12 protein-coding genes and 1 pseudogene are annotated in these 19,968 nt (G+C 71.4%); 6 read left to right on the top strand and 7 right to left on the bottom strand.

The annotated features are described in order from the left end of the window. Window positions 1–10: 10 nt before the first annotated feature. Window positions 11–5,404 (top strand): annotated as a pseudogene (locus tag C1701_RS25750) (type I polyketide synthase); the annotation flags it as partial. A gap of 83 nt (window positions 5,405–5,487) precedes the next feature. Here C1701_RS25750 and C1701_RS25745 read toward each other — a convergent pair. Then, window positions 5,488–5,946, bottom strand: a complete 459-nt coding sequence (locus C1701_RS25745; protein ID WP_035275784.1) for an enediyne antibiotic chromoprotein — start codon at window positions 5,944–5,946, stop codon at window positions 5,488–5,490. Window positions 5,947–6,312: 366 nt separating this feature from the next. On the opposite strand from C1701_RS25745, the gene C1701_RS25740 reads away from it, so the two are divergent. Together C1701_RS25740 and C1701_RS25735 are read left to right on the top strand one after the other, a co-directional pair. After that, window positions 6,313–7,092, top strand: coding sequence for an ABC transporter ATP-binding protein (locus C1701_RS25740; RefSeq protein WP_035291605.1), 780 nt, complete (start codon window positions 6,313–6,315; stop codon window positions 7,090–7,092). Beyond that, the gene (locus tag C1701_RS25735; RefSeq protein ID WP_103056808.1) at window positions 7,077–9,041 is read left to right on the top strand and encodes a hypothetical protein; all 1,965 of its coding nucleotides are present in this window, start codon (window positions 7,077–7,079) and stop codon (window positions 9,039–9,041) included. The genes C1701_RS25740 and C1701_RS25735 overlap by 16 nt, the downstream gene beginning before the upstream one ends. A gap of 417 nt (window positions 9,042–9,458) precedes the next feature. Here the strand turns inward: C1701_RS25735 and C1701_RS25730 are convergent, their stop codons facing one another. Further along, window positions 9,459–12,452: a non-ribosomal peptide synthetase gene (locus C1701_RS25730; RefSeq protein ID WP_103056807.1), complete on the bottom strand. Its 2,994-nt coding sequence runs from the start codon at window positions 12,450–12,452 to the stop codon at window positions 9,459–9,461. 30 nt (window positions 12,453–12,482) lie between these two features. Beyond that, complete coding sequence (locus C1701_RS25725) at window positions 12,483–13,493, bottom strand: TauD/TfdA family dioxygenase (protein ID WP_211256659.1); 1,011 nt, start codon at window positions 13,491–13,493, stop codon at window positions 12,483–12,485. Between the two features lie 199 nt (window positions 13,494–13,692). Between C1701_RS25725 and C1701_RS25720 the strand changes: the two genes are divergently transcribed. Continuing rightward, complete coding sequence (locus C1701_RS25720) at window positions 13,693–14,376, top strand: O-methyltransferase (protein WP_026417934.1); 684 nt, start codon at window positions 13,693–13,695, stop codon at window positions 14,374–14,376. On the opposite strand, the gene C1701_RS25715 is transcribed toward C1701_RS25720, so the two are convergent. The 4 genes from C1701_RS25715 to C1701_RS25700 are packed head-to-tail and all read right to left on the bottom strand — an operon-like array spanning window position 14,363 to window position 17,712. Next, window positions 14,363–15,436, bottom strand: a complete 1,074-nt coding sequence (locus C1701_RS25715; RefSeq protein ID WP_030106896.1) for an HAD-IIIC family phosphatase — start codon at window positions 15,434–15,436, stop codon at window positions 14,363–14,365. The two genes, C1701_RS25720 and C1701_RS25715, sit on opposite strands and share 14 nt — an antisense overlap. A gap of 29 nt (window positions 15,437–15,465) precedes the next feature. After that, window positions 15,466–16,569, bottom strand: a complete 1,104-nt coding sequence (locus tag C1701_RS25710; RefSeq protein WP_026417936.1) for an acyl-CoA dehydrogenase family protein — start codon at window positions 16,567–16,569, stop codon at window positions 15,466–15,468. Then, the gene (locus C1701_RS25705) at window positions 16,562–16,846 is read right to left on the bottom strand and encodes an acyl carrier protein (protein ID WP_026417937.1); all 285 of its coding nucleotides are present in this window, start codon (window positions 16,844–16,846) and stop codon (window positions 16,562–16,564) included. The genes C1701_RS25710 and C1701_RS25705 overlap by 8 nt, the downstream gene beginning before the upstream one ends. Further along, window positions 16,843–17,712 (bottom strand): 3-hydroxyacyl-CoA dehydrogenase family protein, encoded by an 870-nt coding sequence (locus tag C1701_RS25700; protein WP_103056806.1) that lies wholly within the window; start codon window positions 17,710–17,712, stop codon window positions 16,843–16,845. Before C1701_RS25700 ends, C1701_RS25705 begins: the two co-directional genes overlap by 4 nt. A gap of 174 nt (window positions 17,713–17,886) precedes the next feature. Between C1701_RS25700 and C1701_RS25695 the strand changes: the two genes are divergently transcribed. Continuing rightward, entirely contained in the window at window positions 17,887–18,924 is a 1,038-nt protein-coding gene (locus C1701_RS25695) for an ABC transporter ATP-binding protein (RefSeq protein WP_030106893.1), read from the top strand. Further along, window positions 18,921–19,757, top strand: a complete 837-nt coding sequence (locus tag C1701_RS25690; protein ID WP_081715295.1) for an ABC transporter permease — start codon at window positions 18,921–18,923, stop codon at window positions 19,755–19,757. Before C1701_RS25695 ends, C1701_RS25690 begins: the two co-directional genes overlap by 4 nt. The last annotated feature ends 211 nt before the right edge of the window (window positions 19,758–19,968 follow it).

Here is a 19,968-nt window from a genome sequence, read left to right as displayed (position 1 = left end):
GGTCGAGGCACTGCGATCATCGCTCATCGAGAACGACCGCCTGCGCAAGCAGAACCAGCGGCTCCGGTCTGCGTGGACCGAGCCCGTCGCCGTGGTCGGGATGAGTTGCCGGTATCCCGGGGGAGCCCAGTCCCCGGAGGACCTGTGGCGGCTGGTCCTGGACGGCACCGACGCGATCACCCCCTACCCGGCCGGCCGGGGCTGGGAGACGTGGTTCGGCGGCCAGGACGTCACCCCGCACGGGGGTTTCCTGCACGACGCCGACCTCTTCGATCCTTCCGTCTTCGGGATCTCGCCACGCGAGGCGGTGGTGATGGACCCCCAACAGCGCCTGTTGCTGGAGGCGTCCTGGGAGGTGTTCGAACGCGCCGGGATCGACCCGCGTTCCCAACGGGAGAGCAGGACCGGGGTGTACGTGGGCGCGTCGCCCTCCGGCTACAGCGCGGCCACGGTCGGCACCGGTGACAGCGACGGATTCGTCGTCACCGGCACCGCCAACAGCGTCCTCGCCGGGCGGATCTCCTACTGCCTCGGCCTCGTCGGCCCGGCGATGACCATCGACACCGCGTGCTCGTCGTCCCTGGTGGCACTGCACGTCGCCGCCCAGGGCCTGCGTCGCGGCGAGTGCTCCCTCGCCATCGCGGGTGGCGTCACCGTGATGGCCAACCCGGCGGCGTTCGTCGAGTTCGGCAGGCAGGGCGGGCTCGCGGCCGACGGCCGCTGCAAGTCCTTCGCCGAATCCGCCGACGGCACCGGGTGGAGCGAGGGCGTCGGCCTCGTCCTGCTGGAGCGGCTGTCCGAGGCGCGACGCAACGGCCACCAGGTCCTGGCCGTGATCCGCGGCTCCTCGGTGAACTCCGACGGCGCCTCCAACGGTCTGACAGCACCGAACGGTCCATCCCAACGCCGCGTCATCCGGCAGGCGCTCGCGGACGCGGGACTCGCCCCCGCCGAGGTCGACGTCGTCGAGGCCCATGGGACCGGCACCTCGCTCGGCGACCCCATCGAGGCGCGGGCGCTGCTGGCCACCTACGGCGCCGAACGCACCGAACCGCTGTGGCTCGGCTCGATCAAATCGAACATCGGCCACACCCAGGCCGCGGCGGGCGTCGCGGGCGTCATCAAGATGATCCAGGCGCTACGGCACGCCGTGCTCCCGAGGACCCTGCACGTCGACTCCCCATCATCGACCGTCGACTGGTCCACGGGTGCCGTCCGGCTGCTCACCACCCAACGGGACTGGCCGGCGACGAGCCGGCCGAGGAGAGCCGCGGTCTCCGCGTTCGGCATGAGCGGTACCAACGCGCACCTGGTGCTGGAGCAGGCACCCGAGCCGGCTCAGCCGGCCCACCAACCGGACACCGACCCCGTCGTCGCTGGTCCCGCCGTGCCCTGGCTGCTCTCCGGACGGACACCGGCCGCCCTCCGGGCGCAGGCGAACCGGCTGCGTTCCTGGGTCAGCGACCGCCCCGAACTGGCCGTGGAGGACGTCGGGTGGTCGCTCGCCCACACCCGCGCCGCGCTGGAACACCGGGCCGCCGTGGTGGCCGAGGACCGGGAGGCGCTGCTGTCGGGGTTGGCGGCGATCGCGGAGGGCCGGCCCGAACCGGGCGTCGTCGCCGCCGCGGCCGGCGAACGGGGACGACCAGTCTTCGTGTTCCCCGGGCAGGGCGCGCAGTGGTCGGGCATGGCAGCCGGGTTGCTGGCCCGCTCGCCCGCCTTCGCCGACGAGCTGAGGGCCTGCGACCGGGCGCTCGCCCCGTGGGTGGACTGGTCGGTGACCGACGTCATCGGGCAGGTGCCCGGCGCCCCCGAGCTCGATCGGGTCGACGTCGTGCAGCCCGCCCTGTGGGCGGTGATGGTGTCGCTCTCCGGCCTGTGGCGGGCCTGCGGGGTCGAGCCCGCCGCCGTGCTCGGGCACTCGCAGGGCGAGATCGCCGCCGCCTGCGTGGCGGGCGCGCTGTCCCTGTCCGACGGCGCCCAGGTGGTGGCGCTGCGCAGCCGCGCGCTGCTGGCGCTGGCCGGGCAGGGTGGGATGGTGTCGCTGCCCGAAGCGGAACCCCGCGCCAGGGAGCGCATCAGCCCTTGGTCCGATCGCCTCGGGATCGCGGCGGTCAACGGGCCCCGGCACGTCGTCGTCTCCGGGGACAGCGGGGCGGTGGACGAGCTCCTCGCCGCCTGCGAGGCCGAGGGGGTTCGCGCGAAGCGGATCCCGGTCGACTACGCCTCCCACTCGCACCACGTCGAGGGCCTGCGCGCGGAGATCGTGGACTCCCTCAGCGGGATCACGCCCACCTCATCCGCCGTCCCCTTCTACTCCTCGGTCACCGGCGGCCGCATCGACACCGTGGAACTGGATGCGGCTTACTGGTACCGGAGCCTGCGGTCCACCGTCGACTTCGACGGGGGAGCGCGCGCGGCGCTCGTCGACAGGCACCCCCGGTTCGTCGAGGTCAGTCCGCACCCGGTGCTCGCGATGAGCCTGGCGGACATCATCGAGGACGTGGGGAGCACCGCCACCACGCACCCGACCCTCCGCCGGGGGGACGACGACACCGGTCGGTTCACCCAGTCCCTCGCGCACGCGCACGTGCACGGCGCGGACGTGGACTGGAGCGGGATCCTCGCCGGCGCCCGCCGCGTCGACCTGCCCACGTACGCCTTCCGACGCCAGCGGTTCTGGTCCGAACAGGTCGCACTCGAAGCGCCCCCGGCGGCCGAGGAGGATGCCACGGCCGGTACCGCGCTCTGGGCCGCCGTCGAATCGGGCGACCCGGCCGCAGTGACCGAGGAGCTCGACGTGCCCTCCGAGGAGGACGATGCCGTTCGGCGGCTCCTGCCCCACCTCGCCGCCTACCGCGACCGCGACCGCCGCCGCGCCCGCGTCGACCGCTACCGGCACCGGATCGACTGGGCACCCTCGCTCGACGTCCGCCCGGACCAGGTGACCGGCACCTGGCTGGTGGTGTCGCCGGACACCGGCGACCGGGTCCGCGAGGTGCTGCGCGCCCACGGAGCGGCGGTCCGGGCCACCCAGCCGGAACGGGTCGTCGACGAACTCGCAGCATCGGATCACCTCACGGGAGTGGTCCTCGTGGGCGGCGCGGTGCGGGACCTGGTCGAGACGCTGCGGGCCCTGATCGAGTCGGGCACGGAGGTGCCGCTCTGGTGTGTCACGCGCGGTGCGGTCGAGGCCGCGCCCGGCGACCCGGCACCCGGCGGCGAGGCCGCGCTCTGGGGGGTCGGGATCGTCGCGGCCCTGGAACACCCGGACCGGTGGGGTGGGCTGGTCGACGTCCCGGTGGCCCCCACCCCGGAATCCGACGCTCGGCTCGTCAGCGTGCTGGCGGAGCCCAACGGCGAGGACCAGCTCGCGGTCCGGGCCCAGGGGGTGTTCGCGCGACGGCTGGTGCCCGCGGCCCTCGGCGCCCGTCGCGCCAGCACCTCATGGCGGACCACCGGCACGGTCCTGGTCACCGGTGACACCGCCACGCGTGGCCCGTCGGTCGCGCGCTGGCTCACCGAGCGGGGTGCCGAACACGTCGTCCTCCTGCGCCGGACCACGGCGACGACCGGGCAGCTGGCGGCGACGGTCGACGTCGGGGCCGGCCCCGTTCCGACGGGCGCCCCGGTGACCGTGCTCGACGTCCCAGCCGACCCCGGGGCGCTCCTCACCCGGCTCCGCGACCAGGGGCACGCGGTGTCCGGGGCCGTTCACCTGACCACCACTTCCGACCCGGGCAGCCCCCTGGCGAACACCAGCGGCGAGGTGGTGGACGCGGCCGTGCGTGAGGAGGTGGACCTGGCGACGGCCCTCGACGTCGTCCTCGACGCACCCGAGACGACCTTCGTGGTCCTCACCTCGACCGCGGCGACCTGGGGGAGCGGTGGTTTCGCCGCGCAGGCCGCTGCCGGAGCCAGCCTCGACGCCCTCATCCGACGCCGCAGGTCCAGGGGACTGGCTGGTACGGCGCTCGCGGGACTGCCGTGGGAGGACGGCGGCGAGCGCTCCACCGCGCTGAGAACCCAGCTGGAACGGCGCGGGCTGCGGATGCCGGCACCGGACGCGGCGCTGGACGCGCTGGGTCACGCCCTGGACAACGACGACACGAGCGTCGCGGTGGCGGACGTGGACTGGGACCGGTTCGCGGCCTCCTTCACCTCCGTGCGGCAGAGCCCGCTGCTCCTCGACCTGGTCGACCCCGCCGACGCCCGGGAGGAACGACCTGCTCGTGGCGACGCGGGGGCCGAACACGCGGAGCTCACGGGGCGGCTCGCTGGTGCCACCCCCGCCGAACGGCACCGGGTGTTGCTCGAGCTGGTCCGCGAGCACGTCGCGGCCGTCCTCGGGCACCCCTCAGCCGACGCGGTCGACCCGGAGCGCGCTTTCCTGGAGCAGGGCTTCGACTCGTTGACCGCGGTCGAGCTGCGCGACGGTCTCCGCGCCGCCGTCGGCACCGCCCTGTCCGCGACGCTGCTGTTCGACCACCCGAGCCCCACCGCCCTCGCACGGCACCTCACGACCCTCGTCACCACCGACGGGGACGCGGAGCCGGTCGCCGAGGCCACCGCGCCGGTCTCGGACGGCATCCTCGGCGCCCTGTTCCAGCACAGCATGACCAGCGGCCGGCCGGACACCTACTCGAAACTGCTGCTGGAACTCGCCACCTATCGGCCGACCTACCGCGATCCGGCCGAACTGGCCGGTCCGCCGAGCATCATGCGCCTCGCGGAAGGGGGGACCCGCCCGAGCCTCGTCTGCTGCTGCACGGTGGCGATGGGATCGGGGTTCCACGAGTACGCCCGCCTCGCGGCCGGCTTCCGGGGTGACCGGGACGTCTACGCCCTGCAACATCCCGGGTTCGCGCCGGGCCAGCTGATGCCCGACACGTTCGACGTGCTGATCCGGACGCACGTCGAGACGGTGCTCGACACCCTCGGGCCGGCACCGTTCGTCCTCGCCGGTCACTCCGCCGGCGCGATGATGGCCAACTCGCTGGCCGCGGCGCTGGCCGAGCGGGGTCGGCCCCCGGTGGCGCTCGTGCTCCTCGACAGCTACCCGGTCGGTAGCCCGGTACTGGCCAAGTGGTTGCCGGAACTGTTCAGCGGCATGGCCGCGCCGGACGGTGCCTACACCCCGATGGACGACCACCGCATCACCGCCTGGGCCGGCTACATCCCCCTGCTCGACGACTGGCAGGCGGCCGACATTCCCGTGCCGACCCTGCTCGCCAGAGCGGACACACCACTCGGCGAGTGGGCCGACGACGGTTCGTGGCGTTCGTCGTGGGAGTTTCCCCACTCCGAGATCGACGTGCCTGGCGACCATTTCAGTATGCTCGGCACGCATGCCCCCCAGGTCGCCTCCGGAATTCGGCACTGGCTTTCCGAGCGGGGCTGGTGAGGGGGTGAACGGTGGTGCGGAATGACTTCCCGGTACGGGGAGGAACACCGTCGCGGCGCGACCCGCGTCCTTCGCGGTGCGGATCAGTCGAAGGAGATCGGTGCGCTCGCGAACAACAGACCCTCAGTCTGGGCGACACCCACGTGGCAACCGCCGTCGAAGGTCCCGCAGTCGATCGTCATCGTTTCGCCGGTCACGAGGTCGAGACCCTCGAAAGTGGAGGTAACGGTCAGCGGCGTGCTGGCCGCCCCGTCCTCGTCGAGGGACACCGTCGGAGCGTCGTCCACCCGGCAGAGGATGTCCCCGGTCTCGACATCACCACCGCACTGGGTCACGCTGACGGTCTCACCAGGGGTGAAACCGCTCACCTCGACGTCGACCTCGCCACTGGCCGGCAGACCCGTGGCCGGCGCGACGGTGACGGCCGGCTCCGCCGCGACCGCGTCGTCGGACGCGAGGGCCGTACCGGCGAAGGGCAGGCCAAGCGCCGCGACCGCCGTCGCGACGCCCACGACCCGCCCGCTCCTGCTCGTGGAACGCATGTCGGTACCTCATTCCTGGGTGGACGCCAGATATTCCGAACACGGGGTGCGCGGATTTCCGCCAGCCGGGAGGAAAACGGCGGCGGAATCAGGGGAACTCGGTTCGGGTTCGGGTGCCTGGCGTTCGGTTTATTCTTCACCGGGTTCCGGTTGGGCACGTTAGCAATGCACCGGTTCGCGGTCAACAGAAGTGATTTCGGGAATGTTGTAGGGGGTGGCGCAGGGGTATTCGCCGAGTTCTTGCGGGGTTTTTGGTGCGTGGTGGTGCTGATTGCTCCCCCGCGCGGTCGTCCGATCACGGTTCGATAGGATGTGCGCGCGGCGACTGCCGCGGAAAGGGGGCCAGTTGTGCCGAATCCAGAATCCGTGCAAGTCCCCGCGGTAGCGGACTCCGCGACGGCGGCGCTCAGGATCGACGAGCTGCGCAAGGATTTCGGCGCGAAGGCGGCGGTGGACGGCGTGTCGCTCGTCGTGCCGGCGGGCAGTTTCTTCGGCCTCGTCGGCCCCAACGGCGCCGGAAAGACCACGCTGTTGTCGATGGCCGTCGGGCTGCTCCGCCCGGACGCCGGCAGCGTCACGCTCTTCGGCTCGGATGTCTGGGCGGATCCCGTCGCGGCCAAGGAGGTACTCGGGGTGCTCCCCGACGGCCTCGCCCTCCCGGAACGGCTGACCGGCGGCGAGCTGCTGGCGTTCGCGGGCAGCATCCGCGGGATGGCGCCGGAGGTGGTGTCCGAGCGATCCGCGGAGTTGCTGTCGGTGTTGGAACTCGACCGGGACGAGCGGACGCTCGTGATCGACTACTCCACGGGTATGCGCAAGAAGATCGGCCTCGCCGTCGCGCTGCTGCACCGACCCCGCCTGCTCGTGCTGGACGAGCCCCTGGAGGCCGTGGACCCGGTGTCGGCGGCCACGGTCAAGGCCATCCTGCGCAGGTTCGTCGACTCCGGTGGGTCCGTGTTGTTCTCCAGCCATGTCATGGCCGTCGTCGAGCAGTTGTGCGACCACGTCGCCGTGCTCTCGGCCGGGCGGGTGCTCTCCGCGGGTCCCATGTCCGAAGTGGGAGCGGGCGGCCTGGAGCAGCGGTTCATGGAGTTGGTCGGCGGAGAGGACACGGGAGCGGAGGGGTTGCGGTGGTTGGCGACCTGATCCGGCTGAAACTGACCCTGCTGCGCCGCTCCCTGTCCGGACAACGGGCCGCCCAGCTCGTCCTCGGCGCGCTCGTGGGTCTCCTCGCCGCCGTTGGCACCATCTGGATCGCGGGGATCACGGCTCCCGTCGCATCGGTTTCCGGTGACCTGCTCGGCGCGGCGCTCGCCGTCTGGTTCTTCGGGTGGGCCTTCGGACCGATCCTGTTCGGCAGCGGCGGAACGGAACTCCGGCCGGACCAACTCTCGTTGTTCCCGATCCGGCCACGCGTGCTCACCGTGGGCCTGGTCAGCGCCGGGGCGGTCGGAGTCGGCCCGATCGTGACGCTGGTGGCGTTGGTCGCGCTCGTGGTCCACGGCGCCGGAAGCGGTGTCGTCCCCGCCCTGGTCGCCGTGCCGGGGCTCCTGCTCACGCTCGTGCTCGTGGTCCTGGTGTCGAAGGTGATCGTCACCGGCCGCGGGCAGGTGGTGCGTTCGCAGCTCGGGGCGGCGCTGTCGGGACTGTTCACCGGTGTGCTGATGGCGGCGGGCGGTACCGTCTGGGCGATCGCGCCGGCGCTCGGCAACGCCTTCACCAGCGGCTTCCCCGCGGGCTTCTCCGTCACGGTGCACGCCCTGCCGTCGGGATGGGCGCTGACCGCGGTGGACGCGGCTGGGCGCGGGGACTGGGCGCTCGTCATGGCGGGTCTCGGTGGGCTCCTCGTCGCGGATCTCCTGCTGGTGGCCGCGCTGGCCTCGTTGCTCGGCAGGCAACTCACCTCGGGCCGCGCCCAGGGCCGGCGGACTCGCAGGGTCACCCCGTCGAAGCCGGGGCCGCTCGACCGGTGGACCGGGCGGGTGCCGGGTGTGGCGGCGAAGGAACTGCGCACCTGGTTCCGGGACGTCACGAGGACGAACTTCCTGTACTTCGCGCTCTTCTACGGCCTCCTCCAGACGGTGACCCCACTGGTGATCGGTGCTGACGTGCTGCTGCCGTGGACCGGGGTGATCGTGGCCGTCTGGGTCGCGGCGGTGAGCGCCAACATGTACGCGTCGGACGGCACCGCGTTGTGGCTGACGATGGTGACACCCCGGGGTGAGCGCGCCGACGTGCGTGGCCGGCAACTGGCCTGGCTCGTCATCGTCGCGCCGATCGCGCTGGTGCTGACCGTCGTCTTCACGGCGGTGTCAGGGTTGTCGTGGGCCTGGCCGTGGGCGCTGGCCCTCACCGCGAGCGTGTTGGGTGCCGGTGCGGGGGCCGTCGTGCTCGTGGCGGTGCTGTTCCCGGTACCCATGACCGACCCCCGACAGCGGGGGAGCGGCGCCTGGGACAACCGGATCGACTTCGTGCAGGTCCTCGCGGTGCTCGGGTTGATGGCGCTCTCGACCCTGCCGACCTTCGGCACGCTGTGGATCGCCTCCGCCGTCGACTCGTCGGCGCTCAGTTGGCTGGCCGTGCTCGTCGGCGTCGCCACCGGCGCGCTGTACACCTGGGGTCTCGGTGGCCTCGCGCACCGGCGGCTCGCCGGTGGTGGGGCAGCCCTGCTCCAGCTGATGCGGTCCGGACATCGGATCGCGACCGCCAGGCCCGCGGCCCCAGCCAGTGGTCAGTCCCCTGCCGACGGTCGGCCCCAGGCCAGCGGCGCCGGCTGGCCGACCGTCGCGCTGGTGGCCTGCTTCGTGCTGTGCTGGATTCCACTGCTGCCGCAGGGCGTGGTGCCGATGATCCTCAAACTCGTGGGTTCCGACGTGCGGTCGTGGTTCCTCGCGCTATGGATGCCGGATCACCTCCAGTGGCCCGTGATCATCGGCATGATGGTGCTCGGCCTGGGCATCCTCGCCACCGGATTCGTCATCGCCGCCAAGTACGACATCCGTCCTCCGAGCCGGCGGGGCGGCACGCCAGGGCTCGGGGCCCAGGTCCGCTCCGACCTGGAGGAACAGCAACGGCGCATGAGGAGCGGGGTCTGAGGGACCCGGCGCACCGCGACCCCGGGCCGGGTGTCGAGCCGTTCGGCGCTCGGCCCGTCGCGGTCGGTGGCACCAGCTGACCCCGCACCGACCGGTGAGGCGAACCGACGAACCGGCACGCGCGTGCCCAGCCACGAGATCCTGCCCACAGGTGGGCAGGGTGCCACCGCTCGTTCCGGTCCGCGCCGAGCGAGGTGAGCCGGCGGGTCGAGTTGGTTGGCCTGATCCAGGCGCGCACCGCGACGTGCCCCGGGAGACGCCGCGCCGCGGCCAACCTCGTCGAGCACCAACCAGGACGCGCACCGGTCCGGGAATCCGAGCGGTCGGGGACGAACGCGGCAGACGATCGGGCACCAGTCATGGTCGCTCGCGCACCGGGCCCGGCGGTCGCGCGGCTGGCCGGGTTGCGGATCCGGATCAGACCGGGGTGTGGCGACTCCGCCGTACCAGTTCGGACACCCACGACAGGGTCGGGCGGCGGACGATGGTGGGCAGGTGCGACATGAACTCCTGCTCCTGGTCCTTCCCGACCACCTCGCGGGACACGGTCGCCAACATCGCCAACAGCGCCGCGGAGTCGCCCCCGAGCCGGTGGAAGTCCGCGTCGCCAGCGATGCGGTCCGCCGGAACGGCCAAGGTCGTGCTCCAGATGGTGGCGACGGCCTCCTCGACCTCGTCGCGGCGTTCCCCATCGGACGGCTCACCGGCCGCCCCGGTGAACGGGTCCGGCAGCCGGGAGACGTCCACCTTCCCGTTACCGGTGCGGGGGATCTCCCGTACCACCGAGATCACCGAGGGCACCATGTACCTGGGCAGCAGGGCGCGCACGTGCTCGGTGAGCGCGTCGACGTCCACCTCACCGCCACCTCCGGGCACGACGTAGGCGCACAGGCTCCTGTCCTCGCCCCGCGCCCTGCCGACCGCGAACGCCCGCGTCACGGACGGGTGCTCCTCGAGCGCCCTGGCCACCTCCGCCGGCTCGATGCGGTAACCATTGATCTTCAGCTGCTCGTCGTCGCGGCCCGCCGACTCCAGGACGCCGGAGGGCAACATCCGTGCCAGGTCCCCGCTGCGGTACGCGCGGGTGCCGTCGGCCAGGGTCACGAACCGCTCGCGGTCGAGGTCCGGCCGACCCCGGTAACCGCGCGCGAGCTGGGCGCCGGACAGGTACATCTCACCGACCTCACCGGGTTCGACGAACCGGCGGTCGGCGTCGAGCAGGTGGATCCGGGTGTTGTCCGTGGGGACCCCGATCGGGACCGAGACGGCCCCACCGTCCCGATCCGGGTCGAAGGTCCACGTCATGCAGCCGACCGTGGTCTCGGTCGGGCCGTACTCGTTGAAGATCCGGCACCCTTCCCCGAACGTCTCCTGCGCGCGGCGCGCCACCGGCCCCCGGAGCAGCTCACCACCGGCGATGACGGTGCGGAAGCCGGTCGGGCGCAGCCCGAGCCGGCCGATGAGGTCCAGGTGCGTCGGGGTCAGCTTGAGGGCCGTCGCACCGAGGTTCTCCAGCACGTCGCGCAGCACCAGGTGGTCCAGCTCGTCAGGAACCAACGCGACGGAGCCGCCGGCGAGCACCGGGAGGAAGATCGCGGTGTTCGAGAGGTCGAAGGCGAGGGAGGAGAACAGGGGGAACCGCGTGTCCGGACCGACCTCGTAGATCCGGGTTGCCCAGCTGACGAAGGTGCTCAGCGCTCGGTGCTGGATCTCCACGCCCTTGGGGCGCCCGGTCGATCCGGAGGTGTAGATGACGTAGGCGAGGTCGTCCGGAGCGACCGGCGCCGCCGGCACCCGACGACCCGAGGCGACGACGTCCTCGAGGACCACCGCCGCGCACTCGCCCGGAATAGCCGTGCGCCCGGCGTGTTCCCGTTCAGCCAGGCAGGTGGTGACGCCGGCGTCGGTGACGAGGTCGGCGAGCCGCGCGTCCGGCTGGCCGGGGTCCAGGGGCAGGTAGGCCGCACCCGCCTTGAGGATGCCCCAGATCCCGGCCATCGCGGCCACGGTGCGCCCGGCGAGCAGACCCACCAGGGCATCGGGGCCCAAGCCCCGGTCCACCAGTTCGGCGGCGACGGCGTCCGAGCGACGGTCGAGTTCCGCGTAGCTGATCTCACCCTCAGGGCCGGTCAGGACCACCGAGTCCGGCGTGCGGGCCACCTGGGCGCGGAACTGCTCGACGACCGTTCCCTCCCTGGCCAACGGTCGATCGGTGTCGTTGCCCGCCCACGTCCGGTTCCTCCCGGGCGACAACACGTCCGCGAGGACGTCGAGCAGTTCCTCCGCCCGCCGCGCCGTTCCGGGCGAGTCGTGCCAGCCGATCGTGATCTCCGTCCGCCCGCCGCACTCGACGAAGTTCAGTTCCGGTGGACCGATCGGGCCGGAGCTGGGCAACGGGTACAGGGTGGTCGCGTGGAACGTGTCGGTGCTCAGCTCGGCCAGGTCGATCCTGCCCAGGTGCGAGAGCATCGCCAGCGCCGGGTAGCGGTTGCTCCTGGCCGAGAAGCCGTCCAACGCCGCGATCCGCGGCCGCGCTGTCTCCAGCGGCACCCGGCTCAGGGACGGGTCAACGCCAGAGAGGAGGTCCACGTTCCCCGCGAGCAGGGTGAGCAGCCGCTCGTGCGCCGTGTGCCAGTCGTCCTCGGCCGACGCCTCGTAGAGCAGGTTGGTGATCAGGTTCCCGGTCGACCGGATGTCCGGGGCGTGCCTGCGCAGGTCCACCGGCACCATGAACCGGCCGACCGGACGCCCCACGTACCGGGTGAGGGCGGACGCGATCTTGGCCACCAGGGCGGGGTGCGCGCCGTCCACCGTGCGGCGCCGCCAGAACAGGCCGGTGCGGTGCGGGGGAGCGGCACCCAACGCCGAGGGCCATTCCAGGTCGGAGACGAGCGCCGTACCCGACGGTGGAGGGGCACCGGCGATGACGTCGGCCTCGGTCAGTTCCGAACTCGCACCGCGTGGCCGCTCACCGCGCAGCACACGGAAGACGTCCTCCACCCACACCAGCACGCCCTTGCCGTCGAGCGCGGCGTGGTCGGCGCGGAACACGACCGTGGTCGGTGACCCGGTGAGCAGCAGCACCTCGCACGGCGGTCCCGTCTCGGGCATCCGGTCGTGCAGCACCGGCATCCCGGTGAAGGCGGTCCTGTCGAGCCGGCTCCCGTCAACGACCCGCAGCGGGGGAGCCACGCCGCTGTCCACCCAGGTCCGGCCCTCGCGGACGAGGCGTGTACCGGGACACGCCTCGGACGCGGCCTCGACAGCCTCGGCCAGCCGGTCCGGGTCGATCGTCCCGGTCCCCTCCACGAAGACCTGGATGATCCCGGCGACCGCGTCGGGGTACAACAGGAACCAGGTATCCATCGGGGCGACCGGCCTGGTGTACACGTCGCCATCCCAGCCCGTCATGGGCAACCCTTCGTTCGACGGAGCATCAGCTCAGCGGTCGGTGCCGGTGATGACGTGCCCACCGCCCCGCCGCAGCGGGCGCGAACGGCGGAAGTCGAGGTGGACGAACACCCGCTGCAACCAGCGGTCCGCGCCGTCGTAGCGCGGCTCGAACGCGGTCCGCCCGTGCAGGACGAGGCGGTTGTCGGCGAACGCGAGATCACCCGGCTCCAGGGTCAACGTGCGGCACACCGAGTCCAGTGCCTTCCGCAACGAGGACATCGCGGCGGCCGCCACCTCGTCACCCGGAACCGTCGCGTGGAAGTCGACCTTGATGCTCGGGTCCTCGGGGCTACCGGTGAGGATCCCGTGCGGTTCGTCCGCGCCGGGCGGCAGGTCGAACGACGGTGGGGCGGCGGTCACGTACCTCGGCTCGTGCAGCACCGACCGCACCTCGTCGGACAGCAGCGGAAGCGCGTTGCGCACGGACGACAGGCGCAGACCGGCGACCCGGTCGTGGTCGTTGCGCAGGCACATCAGGCCCACGTAGTCCGGACGGTGCTCGTGGAAGGCGTTCTCGACGTGCATCGACAACACGACCGACCCCGCGTTGCCCTGGAACTCCTCCATGCCGTGCACCGGGACGACGTCCTGCACGAGCGCGCCAGCCTTCTCCTTGTCGAACGCGACCAGCTCGCCCATGGCCATCGCCACCAGGACGAGCGCGGAAGCCGGCACGCTGGCCTCGCGCTGCACCGATCCGGCGACCGTCGGGGTGGGCGGGAGCGTGGTCTCATCCACCGGAAGGCCACGCAGCAGCAGGAAGGCTTCCGGACCCGAGTCCCACGTGAAGCGGCGCAGCGACGACGCCAGCCGTGGTGGAAGCTGGCAGCACAGCTCCCGCGCGGTGGCGAGCCAGTTCGGGTCGTCAACCTCCCGGGAACCGTCGGCGGCGAGCGACGACGCCAGTTCGGTGAGGTCCGCGCGTTCCGCATCGGACAGAGTCAACACGGACTCGCCGCCGAGGACGTCCGTCACGTTGGTCTTCATGTACGACCCCATCCATGCGCGGCACCTGCCGGGCGAACTGATGATGCGGACCGAGTCTGCGCACGAGCCCTGGCCGCCACAACCCCTGTTGGTGGCGGAGAACCCCTGTCCCGTCGCGTTCCGAGTGGGGGCAGTGGACTCGCGCGGGGCCGCCAGTCGGAGGATTCCCGGAATCGGGTGCGATAACGCGTGGCTACCCTATTATCGCCTGGTGGCGAATCAGCTCGAATTCACGGCGGAACTGTCCGACTACGTGCGGACCGTGTCGTTGCGCGAGGACCAGGTCCTCCGTGAACTGCGGGAGGAGACCGCGCAGTACCCGGCCGGGCGGGCCATGCAGGTACTCGCGGAGGAAGGCCAGTTCCTCGCGATGCTGGTCGGCCTGTGCGAGGCGCGGACCGTGCTCGAGATCGGCACCTTCACCGGGTACAGCACCCTGTGCATGGCGCGGGCCCTACCGGCCGGAGGTCGGGTCGTCACCTGCGACATCAGCGACAAGTGGCCCGCCATCGGAGCGGAGTTCTGGCGGCGCGCGGGGGTGCTCGACCGCATCGACCCGCGGGTGGGCGACGCCGCGGACACCCTCACCGCCCTGCTCGCCGAACTGGGGCCGGACAGCGTCGACCTCGCCTTCATCGACGCGGACAAGACCAACTACCTGACCTACTACGAGCGGACGCTCCCCCTGGTCAGGCCGGGCGGGTTGATCGTCGTCGACAACACCCTCCTGTCCGGGCAGGTCATCGACGCCGCTGCCACGTCCCCCGAGGTCCAAGCGATCCGCGAGTTCAACGCGTTCCTGCGGGACGACGACCGGGTCGAACTGTCGATGCTGATGATGGCGGACGGGATCACCCTCGCGCGCAGGAAGTCGACCGGGGTCAGCGCCCGCTGAGGTCGGGCGCGGTGAGTCGCATCGTCGTCGGCGGGTCGGTGCGTCCGGGGCGGAGGTGCAGCGTCGTGATGTCGTCCTCCGGCGCGATCGCCGCGAGGCAGGCGCAGTCTTCCTCCTCGAAGCCGGCGAACCGGTAGGCGATCTCCATCATGCGGTTCCGACTCGTGCGGCGGAAGTCGGCGACCAGGTGGACGCCCGCCCTGGCGGCCTGGTCGGACAACCAGTTCAGGATGGCGGTGCCGGCTCCGAAGGACACGACCCGGCACGAGGTCGCGAGGAGCCTGAGCCGCCACACCCCCGCGTCGGTGCGCAGCAGCAGCACGCCGACCGCTCCGTGCGGACCGAAACGGTCGCTCATGGTGGTCACGAGCACCTCGTGGTCCGGTGAGTCGAGCAGCTCGCGCAGCGTGGCGTCCGAGTAGTGCACCCCGGTCGCGTTCATCTGGCTGGTGCGCAGCGTCAGCTCCTCCACCCGCGTCAGCTCCGCCGCCGTTGCCCGCCCGATGCGCATCTCCAGTTCGAGCGACCGCAGGAACTCCTCGTCCGGGCCCTCGAACGTCTCCCGCTCGGCCACGCGCCGCAGCCCCGCCTGGTACATCTGCCGCCTGCGTCGCGCGTCGACCGTCACCACCTCCGGGGAGAACTCGGGGAGTTCGAGGAGCGTCATCACCTGGTCGGCCGAGTAGCACCGCACCTCGGGGAGGTGGTACGACACTTCCGCCCGTTCAGTGGGCTGGTCGTCGACGAACGCGATGGTGCCGTGCGCGAAGGACAACGCGTCGGCGATGGCGCGGATCGAACCGGACTTGGCCGACCACCCGATCATCGGGTGCACGAAGTACTCGGCGACACCGAGTTCCTCCAGCCGCCGCCATGCGTGGTCGTGGTCGTTCTTGCTCGCGACGGACTGGAGGATGCCACGTTCGTCCAGGGTGCTGATCACCGTCCGCACCGCCTGGGCCAGCCGCACCTCGTCGTCCTCCAGCAGGGTCCCCTGCCACAGCGTGTTGTCCAGATCCCAGACCAGGCACTTGACCAGGGGCGTCCGCTCCTGCGACACGAGTCCTCCCACACCCTTCCCCGGCGGGCTCACGCCACCGTCGCGACGGCGTGCTCCGCCAGGATCAACTGGCAGATCTCGGTGCTGCCCTCGATGATCTCCATCAACTTGGCGTCCCGGTACGCCCTGGCCACCACGTGCCCGTGCGCCGCACCAGCCGAGGCGAGCACCTGCGTCGCCGTCGCGGCACCCCGTGCCGCGTGCCCGGCCGCGACGTGCTTGGCCAGCACGACCGCGGTGACGAGATCAGGGGACCGCGCGTCCCACAGGTCGCTCGCGTGCTCGCACGCCCGCGTGGCGACCTGCTCCGACACCAGCAACTCGGCGAGGTGCCGTGCCACCAGCTGGTGTCGCGCGAGTGGCTTGCCGAACTGCTCCCGGGTCCGGGCGTGGGTCACCGCCGCGTTCAGGCAGGCTCTGAGGATGCCGACACAACCCCACGCGACCGAGATCCGGCCGTAGGCCAGCGCCGTCGTGGCGAGCAGCGACAGACCCGTTCCGCCGAGCACGGCCGACGCCGGCAACCGGACCGAGGAGAACCGCACGTTCGCGTGCCCGGCCGCCCGGCAACCCAGGGGATCCGGGATCCGCTCGACGGTGACACCGGGCGTCGCGGTGGGCACCACGACCACGACGACGTCGTCCTCAGACCTGGCGAAGACGACCAACAGGTCGGCGTAGCACGCACCCGTCACCCACATCTTCTCGCCGTCGAGGACGACCACGTCGTCCTCGACGCGCACGCTCGTCGTCATCGCGGAAAGATCGCTGCCCGCGTCAGGTTCGCTGAAGCCGACCGCCGCCAGTTCGCCCGAGGTCAGCCGTGGCAGGTACGCCGCCCGCTGGTCCTGGTCACCCAGCCGTCGCACCGTCCACGCCGCCATCCCCTGCGAGGTCATGATGCTGCGCAGCGAACCGCAGAGGCTGCCGACGTACGCGGTGAACTCGCCGCTGTCCCTGCTGCCGGCACCGAGCCCACCGTAGGAGCCGGGCACCTCGGCGCACAGCAGACCCCGTCCGCCGAGGTCCCGGAGAAGGTCCTCCGGCAACCGCCCCGCGGCGTCCCACGCGTCGGCGCGGTCGGCCACGAGCGTGCCGACCAGGTCCCGCGCGCTCGTCAGGGCGTCAGGCACCGCCCGTCACGCCCTGGGCCTCGCGCAGGCGGAGCACGAGTTCCGCCATCGCCCGCACGGTGCGGAAGTTGACCTGCTTGAGGTCGCCGCCGACGATCGTGACGTCGTACGCCTCCTCGAGGTGCACCACCAGCTGCATGGCGAACATCGAGGACACGGCACCGGTCGCGAAGAGGTCCTGGTCCTCGGTGACCGCGGACTTGGTCCGCTCCTCGAGGAACGTGAGCAGCTCGGCCACCACGGTCCGCTCGGTCACCTCCGCGTGGTCAGCCATCATGACAGAGCCCTTCCGTAGTCGTAGAAGCCACGGCCCGTCTTACGGCCGAGGTTCCCCTCACGTACCTTCGCCACCAGGAGCTCGCACGGGCGGGCGCTCTCGTCGCCCGTGCGCTCGTGCAGCACCACGAGGGAGTCCACCAGGTTGTCGATCCCGATCAGGTCGGCGGTCCGCAGCGGTCCGACCGGGTGGCCGAGACATCCCCGCATCAACTCGTCGACGTCCTCGACGGTCGCGGTGCCCTCGCCGACGACGCGGGCCGCCGAGTTGATCATGGGATGCAGCAACCGGCTCGTGACGAAGCCGGGCGCGTCCCGGACCACGATGACCCGCCGAGCCATGGCCTCCAGCAGAGCGGTGGCCCGCGCCATCGTGCTCTCGGCGGTCCGGGGCCCTCGGATCATCTCGACGGTGTTGATCAGGTAGGCCGGGTTCATGAAGTGGGTACCGACCAGATCCGCCGGCCGAGGCACCCAGTCGGCCATCTCGTCGATCGGGATTCCCGACGTCGTGGAGATCAACGGGGTCCCCTCGGGGACCGCGGCGGCGATCTCCCCGAGTGCCTTCGCCTTCATCTCCGGGATCTCCGTGGTCGCCTCGACCACCGCCGTCGCGTCCGAGCACTCGGCGCCCACCGACGAGGTGGTGACCAGCTCCCCTTCGGCGCGGTCCTCGGGGAGGGTGCCCATCAGCCGGGCGTGCCGCACCTTGCCCAACACCTCCGCGCGCGCACGAGCGAGGGCGTCCGCATCCACGTCCACCAGCACGACGGGCACGCCGTGACCGACCGCCATCGCGGTGATACCGGTGCCCATCACGCCCGCACCGAGCACAGTGAGGCGATGCGGTGAGCCTTCAGTCGTCACCGAACCTCCACAGGGGTGTTCCCGGACTCCACAACGACGCTCGAACGCTAGGTCGGTCCACGCACGACCGGCAACCCCTGGGCGTTCCCCGCGCCCCCTAGTGGTCGAAGACTGCGGTACCGCGACGGCTGTAGGGGTGTTGCCCCGTTGACCGCACCCCCGACGATGTGCCGCATGAGCGACGCCGTGGTGGTCAGCGAACTCGTCAAGCGGTATGTGCCCAGCATGCCGGCCGCGGTCGACGGACTGAGTTTCTCGGTTCGCCGGGGTGAGGTGTTCGGGCTGCTCGGACCCAACGGCGCCGGGAAGACCACGACGATCGGTGTGCTCACCACCCGGGTCGTGGCCACGTCCGGACAAGCCATCGTGGCGGGGAGGGACGTGACGACGGACGCGAGGAAGGCCCGCAGGGCACTTGCCGTCGTCCCGCAGCACAACAACCTCGACCGCTCCCTCGACGTGCGGCAGAACCTGCTCTACCACGCGGCGTACCACGGCGTGAGCCGCGCGGTCCGCAAACAGCGAGCGGAGGAGATCCTGGAGCGCGTCGGCCTCCGGGACCGCGCCACGGCGAAGGCAGAGGAGCTGTCCGGTGGCCAGGCCCAGCGGGTGATGATCGCGCGGGCCCTGATGCACGAACCCGAGGTGCTGTTCCTCGACGAGCCGACCAGTGGCCTCGACCCCCAGGCCCGCGTCTTCGTGCACGACGAGATCGTCAGGTTCCGGGAGGAGGGCGTGACCGTCGTGATCACCACGCACGACATGGAGGAGGCCACCAAGCTGTGCGACCGGGTCGGCATCGTCGACCACGGCAAGATGCTCAAGATCGACCCTCCGGCGGCGATGACGAGCGCGTTGCCGGGAAGCGCGACCCTGACGGTGACGATCAACGCGGACGAGAGCCAGGCGGACGCCGTCGTGACGGCGCTGTCCGAGCTGGACAACGTCGAACGGGTGGAGAAGATCAGCGCCGGCATGCCGGCACCGCCGCCGGGAATCCCGCTTCCGCCGTGGCTCCCGGTCCCCGCCCCCACCGCCGGCGGTGCCAACGGAACCCAGTTCCGGTTGTACACCTCGGTGGACTCCTCGGTGGTCGTGCCGATCATGCTCAAGGTCCTCGCGGGGATCGGCTGCGACATCACGGATCTCTCCGTGAGCAAGCCGAGCCTGGAGGACGTGTTTCTCCACCTCACCGGACGGGAGCTCCGATGACCGCCATCGACGTGCCGCCGCAGGCACCACAGTCACCGCGGCGCGACCGCGCCGAGCTGGGCACGGCGCTGCGCGTGTTCGGCGCACTGCTGAGCAGGGACTTCTACGTCACGGGCAAGGACCTCTCGGGGTTCCTGGTCAAGACCCTGCTCCAGCCGTTCCTGATGTTGTTCATCTTCGGCAAGGTCCTCGCTGACCTCGGCTTCATCGCCCCGGGCTTCGCCCAGCTGTTGTTCCCCGGTGTCATCGCGCTGAACGGGTTCCTCGGCGCGCTCCAGGCGACGGCCATGCCGATGGTCATGGACTTCTCGTTCACCAAGGAGATCGAGGACCGACTGCTCGCGCCGGTGTCGATGAGCGTCGTCGCGCTGGAGAAGGTCGTCTTCGGCGCGCTGCGCGGACTGATGTCCGGTGTCGTGATGATCCCGATCGGGTTCCTGATCCTGGACGGCGTGTCCTGGGATCCCGCTGGCCTGCTCCCCGCCTTCCTGATGCTGGTGATGTGCTCCCTCGCGGCGGCGGGCGTGGGCATGGTGATGGGCACCTTCGTCCCCCCAGCCAAGATCGACATCGTGTTCACCGCGACGTTGACCCCGCTGATGTTCACCGGCGCGACGCAGTTCCCGTGGCACGGGCTCGCGCACCTGCCGTGGTTCCAGTTCGTGTGCGCCCTCAACCCCCTGACCTACGCGAGCGAGGGCATGCGGGACGTCCTGCTGGACAACTCGGTGCAGACGATCCCGTACTGGCTGTGCTCGGTGGCGCTGGTCGGGATGACCGCGGTCTTCGTGGTCCTGGGCACCATCGGTTTCAAGCGCCGCGCGGTGTCCTGACCCTCGTGCCGGTGCGACGTGGGCGAGGGGGATGACCGACCCCTCACCCGCGCTCCGGGACGGCATCCAGGCCGCCCGCACCACCGCCCACTACTGGCGGAGGGGCACCTCGACGGGCGGAGCGGCTGCCCGATCCCACCGGTGGCGTGATCACCGTCCTGGGCCAGCGGACGGCGTGCCCGTGGTCGTCCGGGCGGATCACCTGGGGGAT

This window comes from Actinoalloteichus sp. AHMU CJ021 (genome assembly GCF_002895405.1).
Taxonomy (GTDB): Bacteria; Actinomycetota; Actinomycetes; order Mycobacteriales; family Pseudonocardiaceae; genus Actinoalloteichus_B; species Actinoalloteichus_B caeruleus.
The sequence above is the reverse complement of the archived record's forward strand: the minus strand, read 5'-3'. Positions and strand labels throughout refer to the sequence as shown.

What these genes read in the sequence shown, in the direction of transcription:
- C1701_RS25745 (WP_035275784.1), bottom strand. Translation starts at nt 5,946, where the DNA reads ATGCGTTCCACGAGCAGGAGCGGGCGGGTCGTGGGCGTCGCGACGGCG.
- C1701_RS25730 (WP_103056807.1), bottom strand. Translation starts at nt 12,452, where the DNA reads ATGACGGGCTGGGATGGCGACGTGTACACCAGGCCGGTCGCCCCGATG.
- C1701_RS25725 (WP_211256659.1), bottom strand. Translation starts at nt 13,493, where the DNA reads ATGGGGTCGTACATGAAGACCAACGTGACGGACGTCCTCGGCGGCGAG.
- C1701_RS25705 (WP_026417937.1), bottom strand. Translation starts at nt 16,846, where the DNA reads ATGATGGCTGACCACGCGGAGGTGACCGAGCGGACCGTGGTGGCCGAG.
- C1701_RS25695 (WP_030106893.1), top strand. Translation starts at nt 17,887, where the DNA reads ATGAGCGACGCCGTGGTGGTCAGCGAACTCGTCAAGCGGTATGTGCCC.
- C1701_RS25690 (WP_081715295.1), top strand. Translation starts at nt 18,921, where the DNA reads ATGACCGCCATCGACGTGCCGCCGCAGGCACCACAGTCACCGCGGCGC.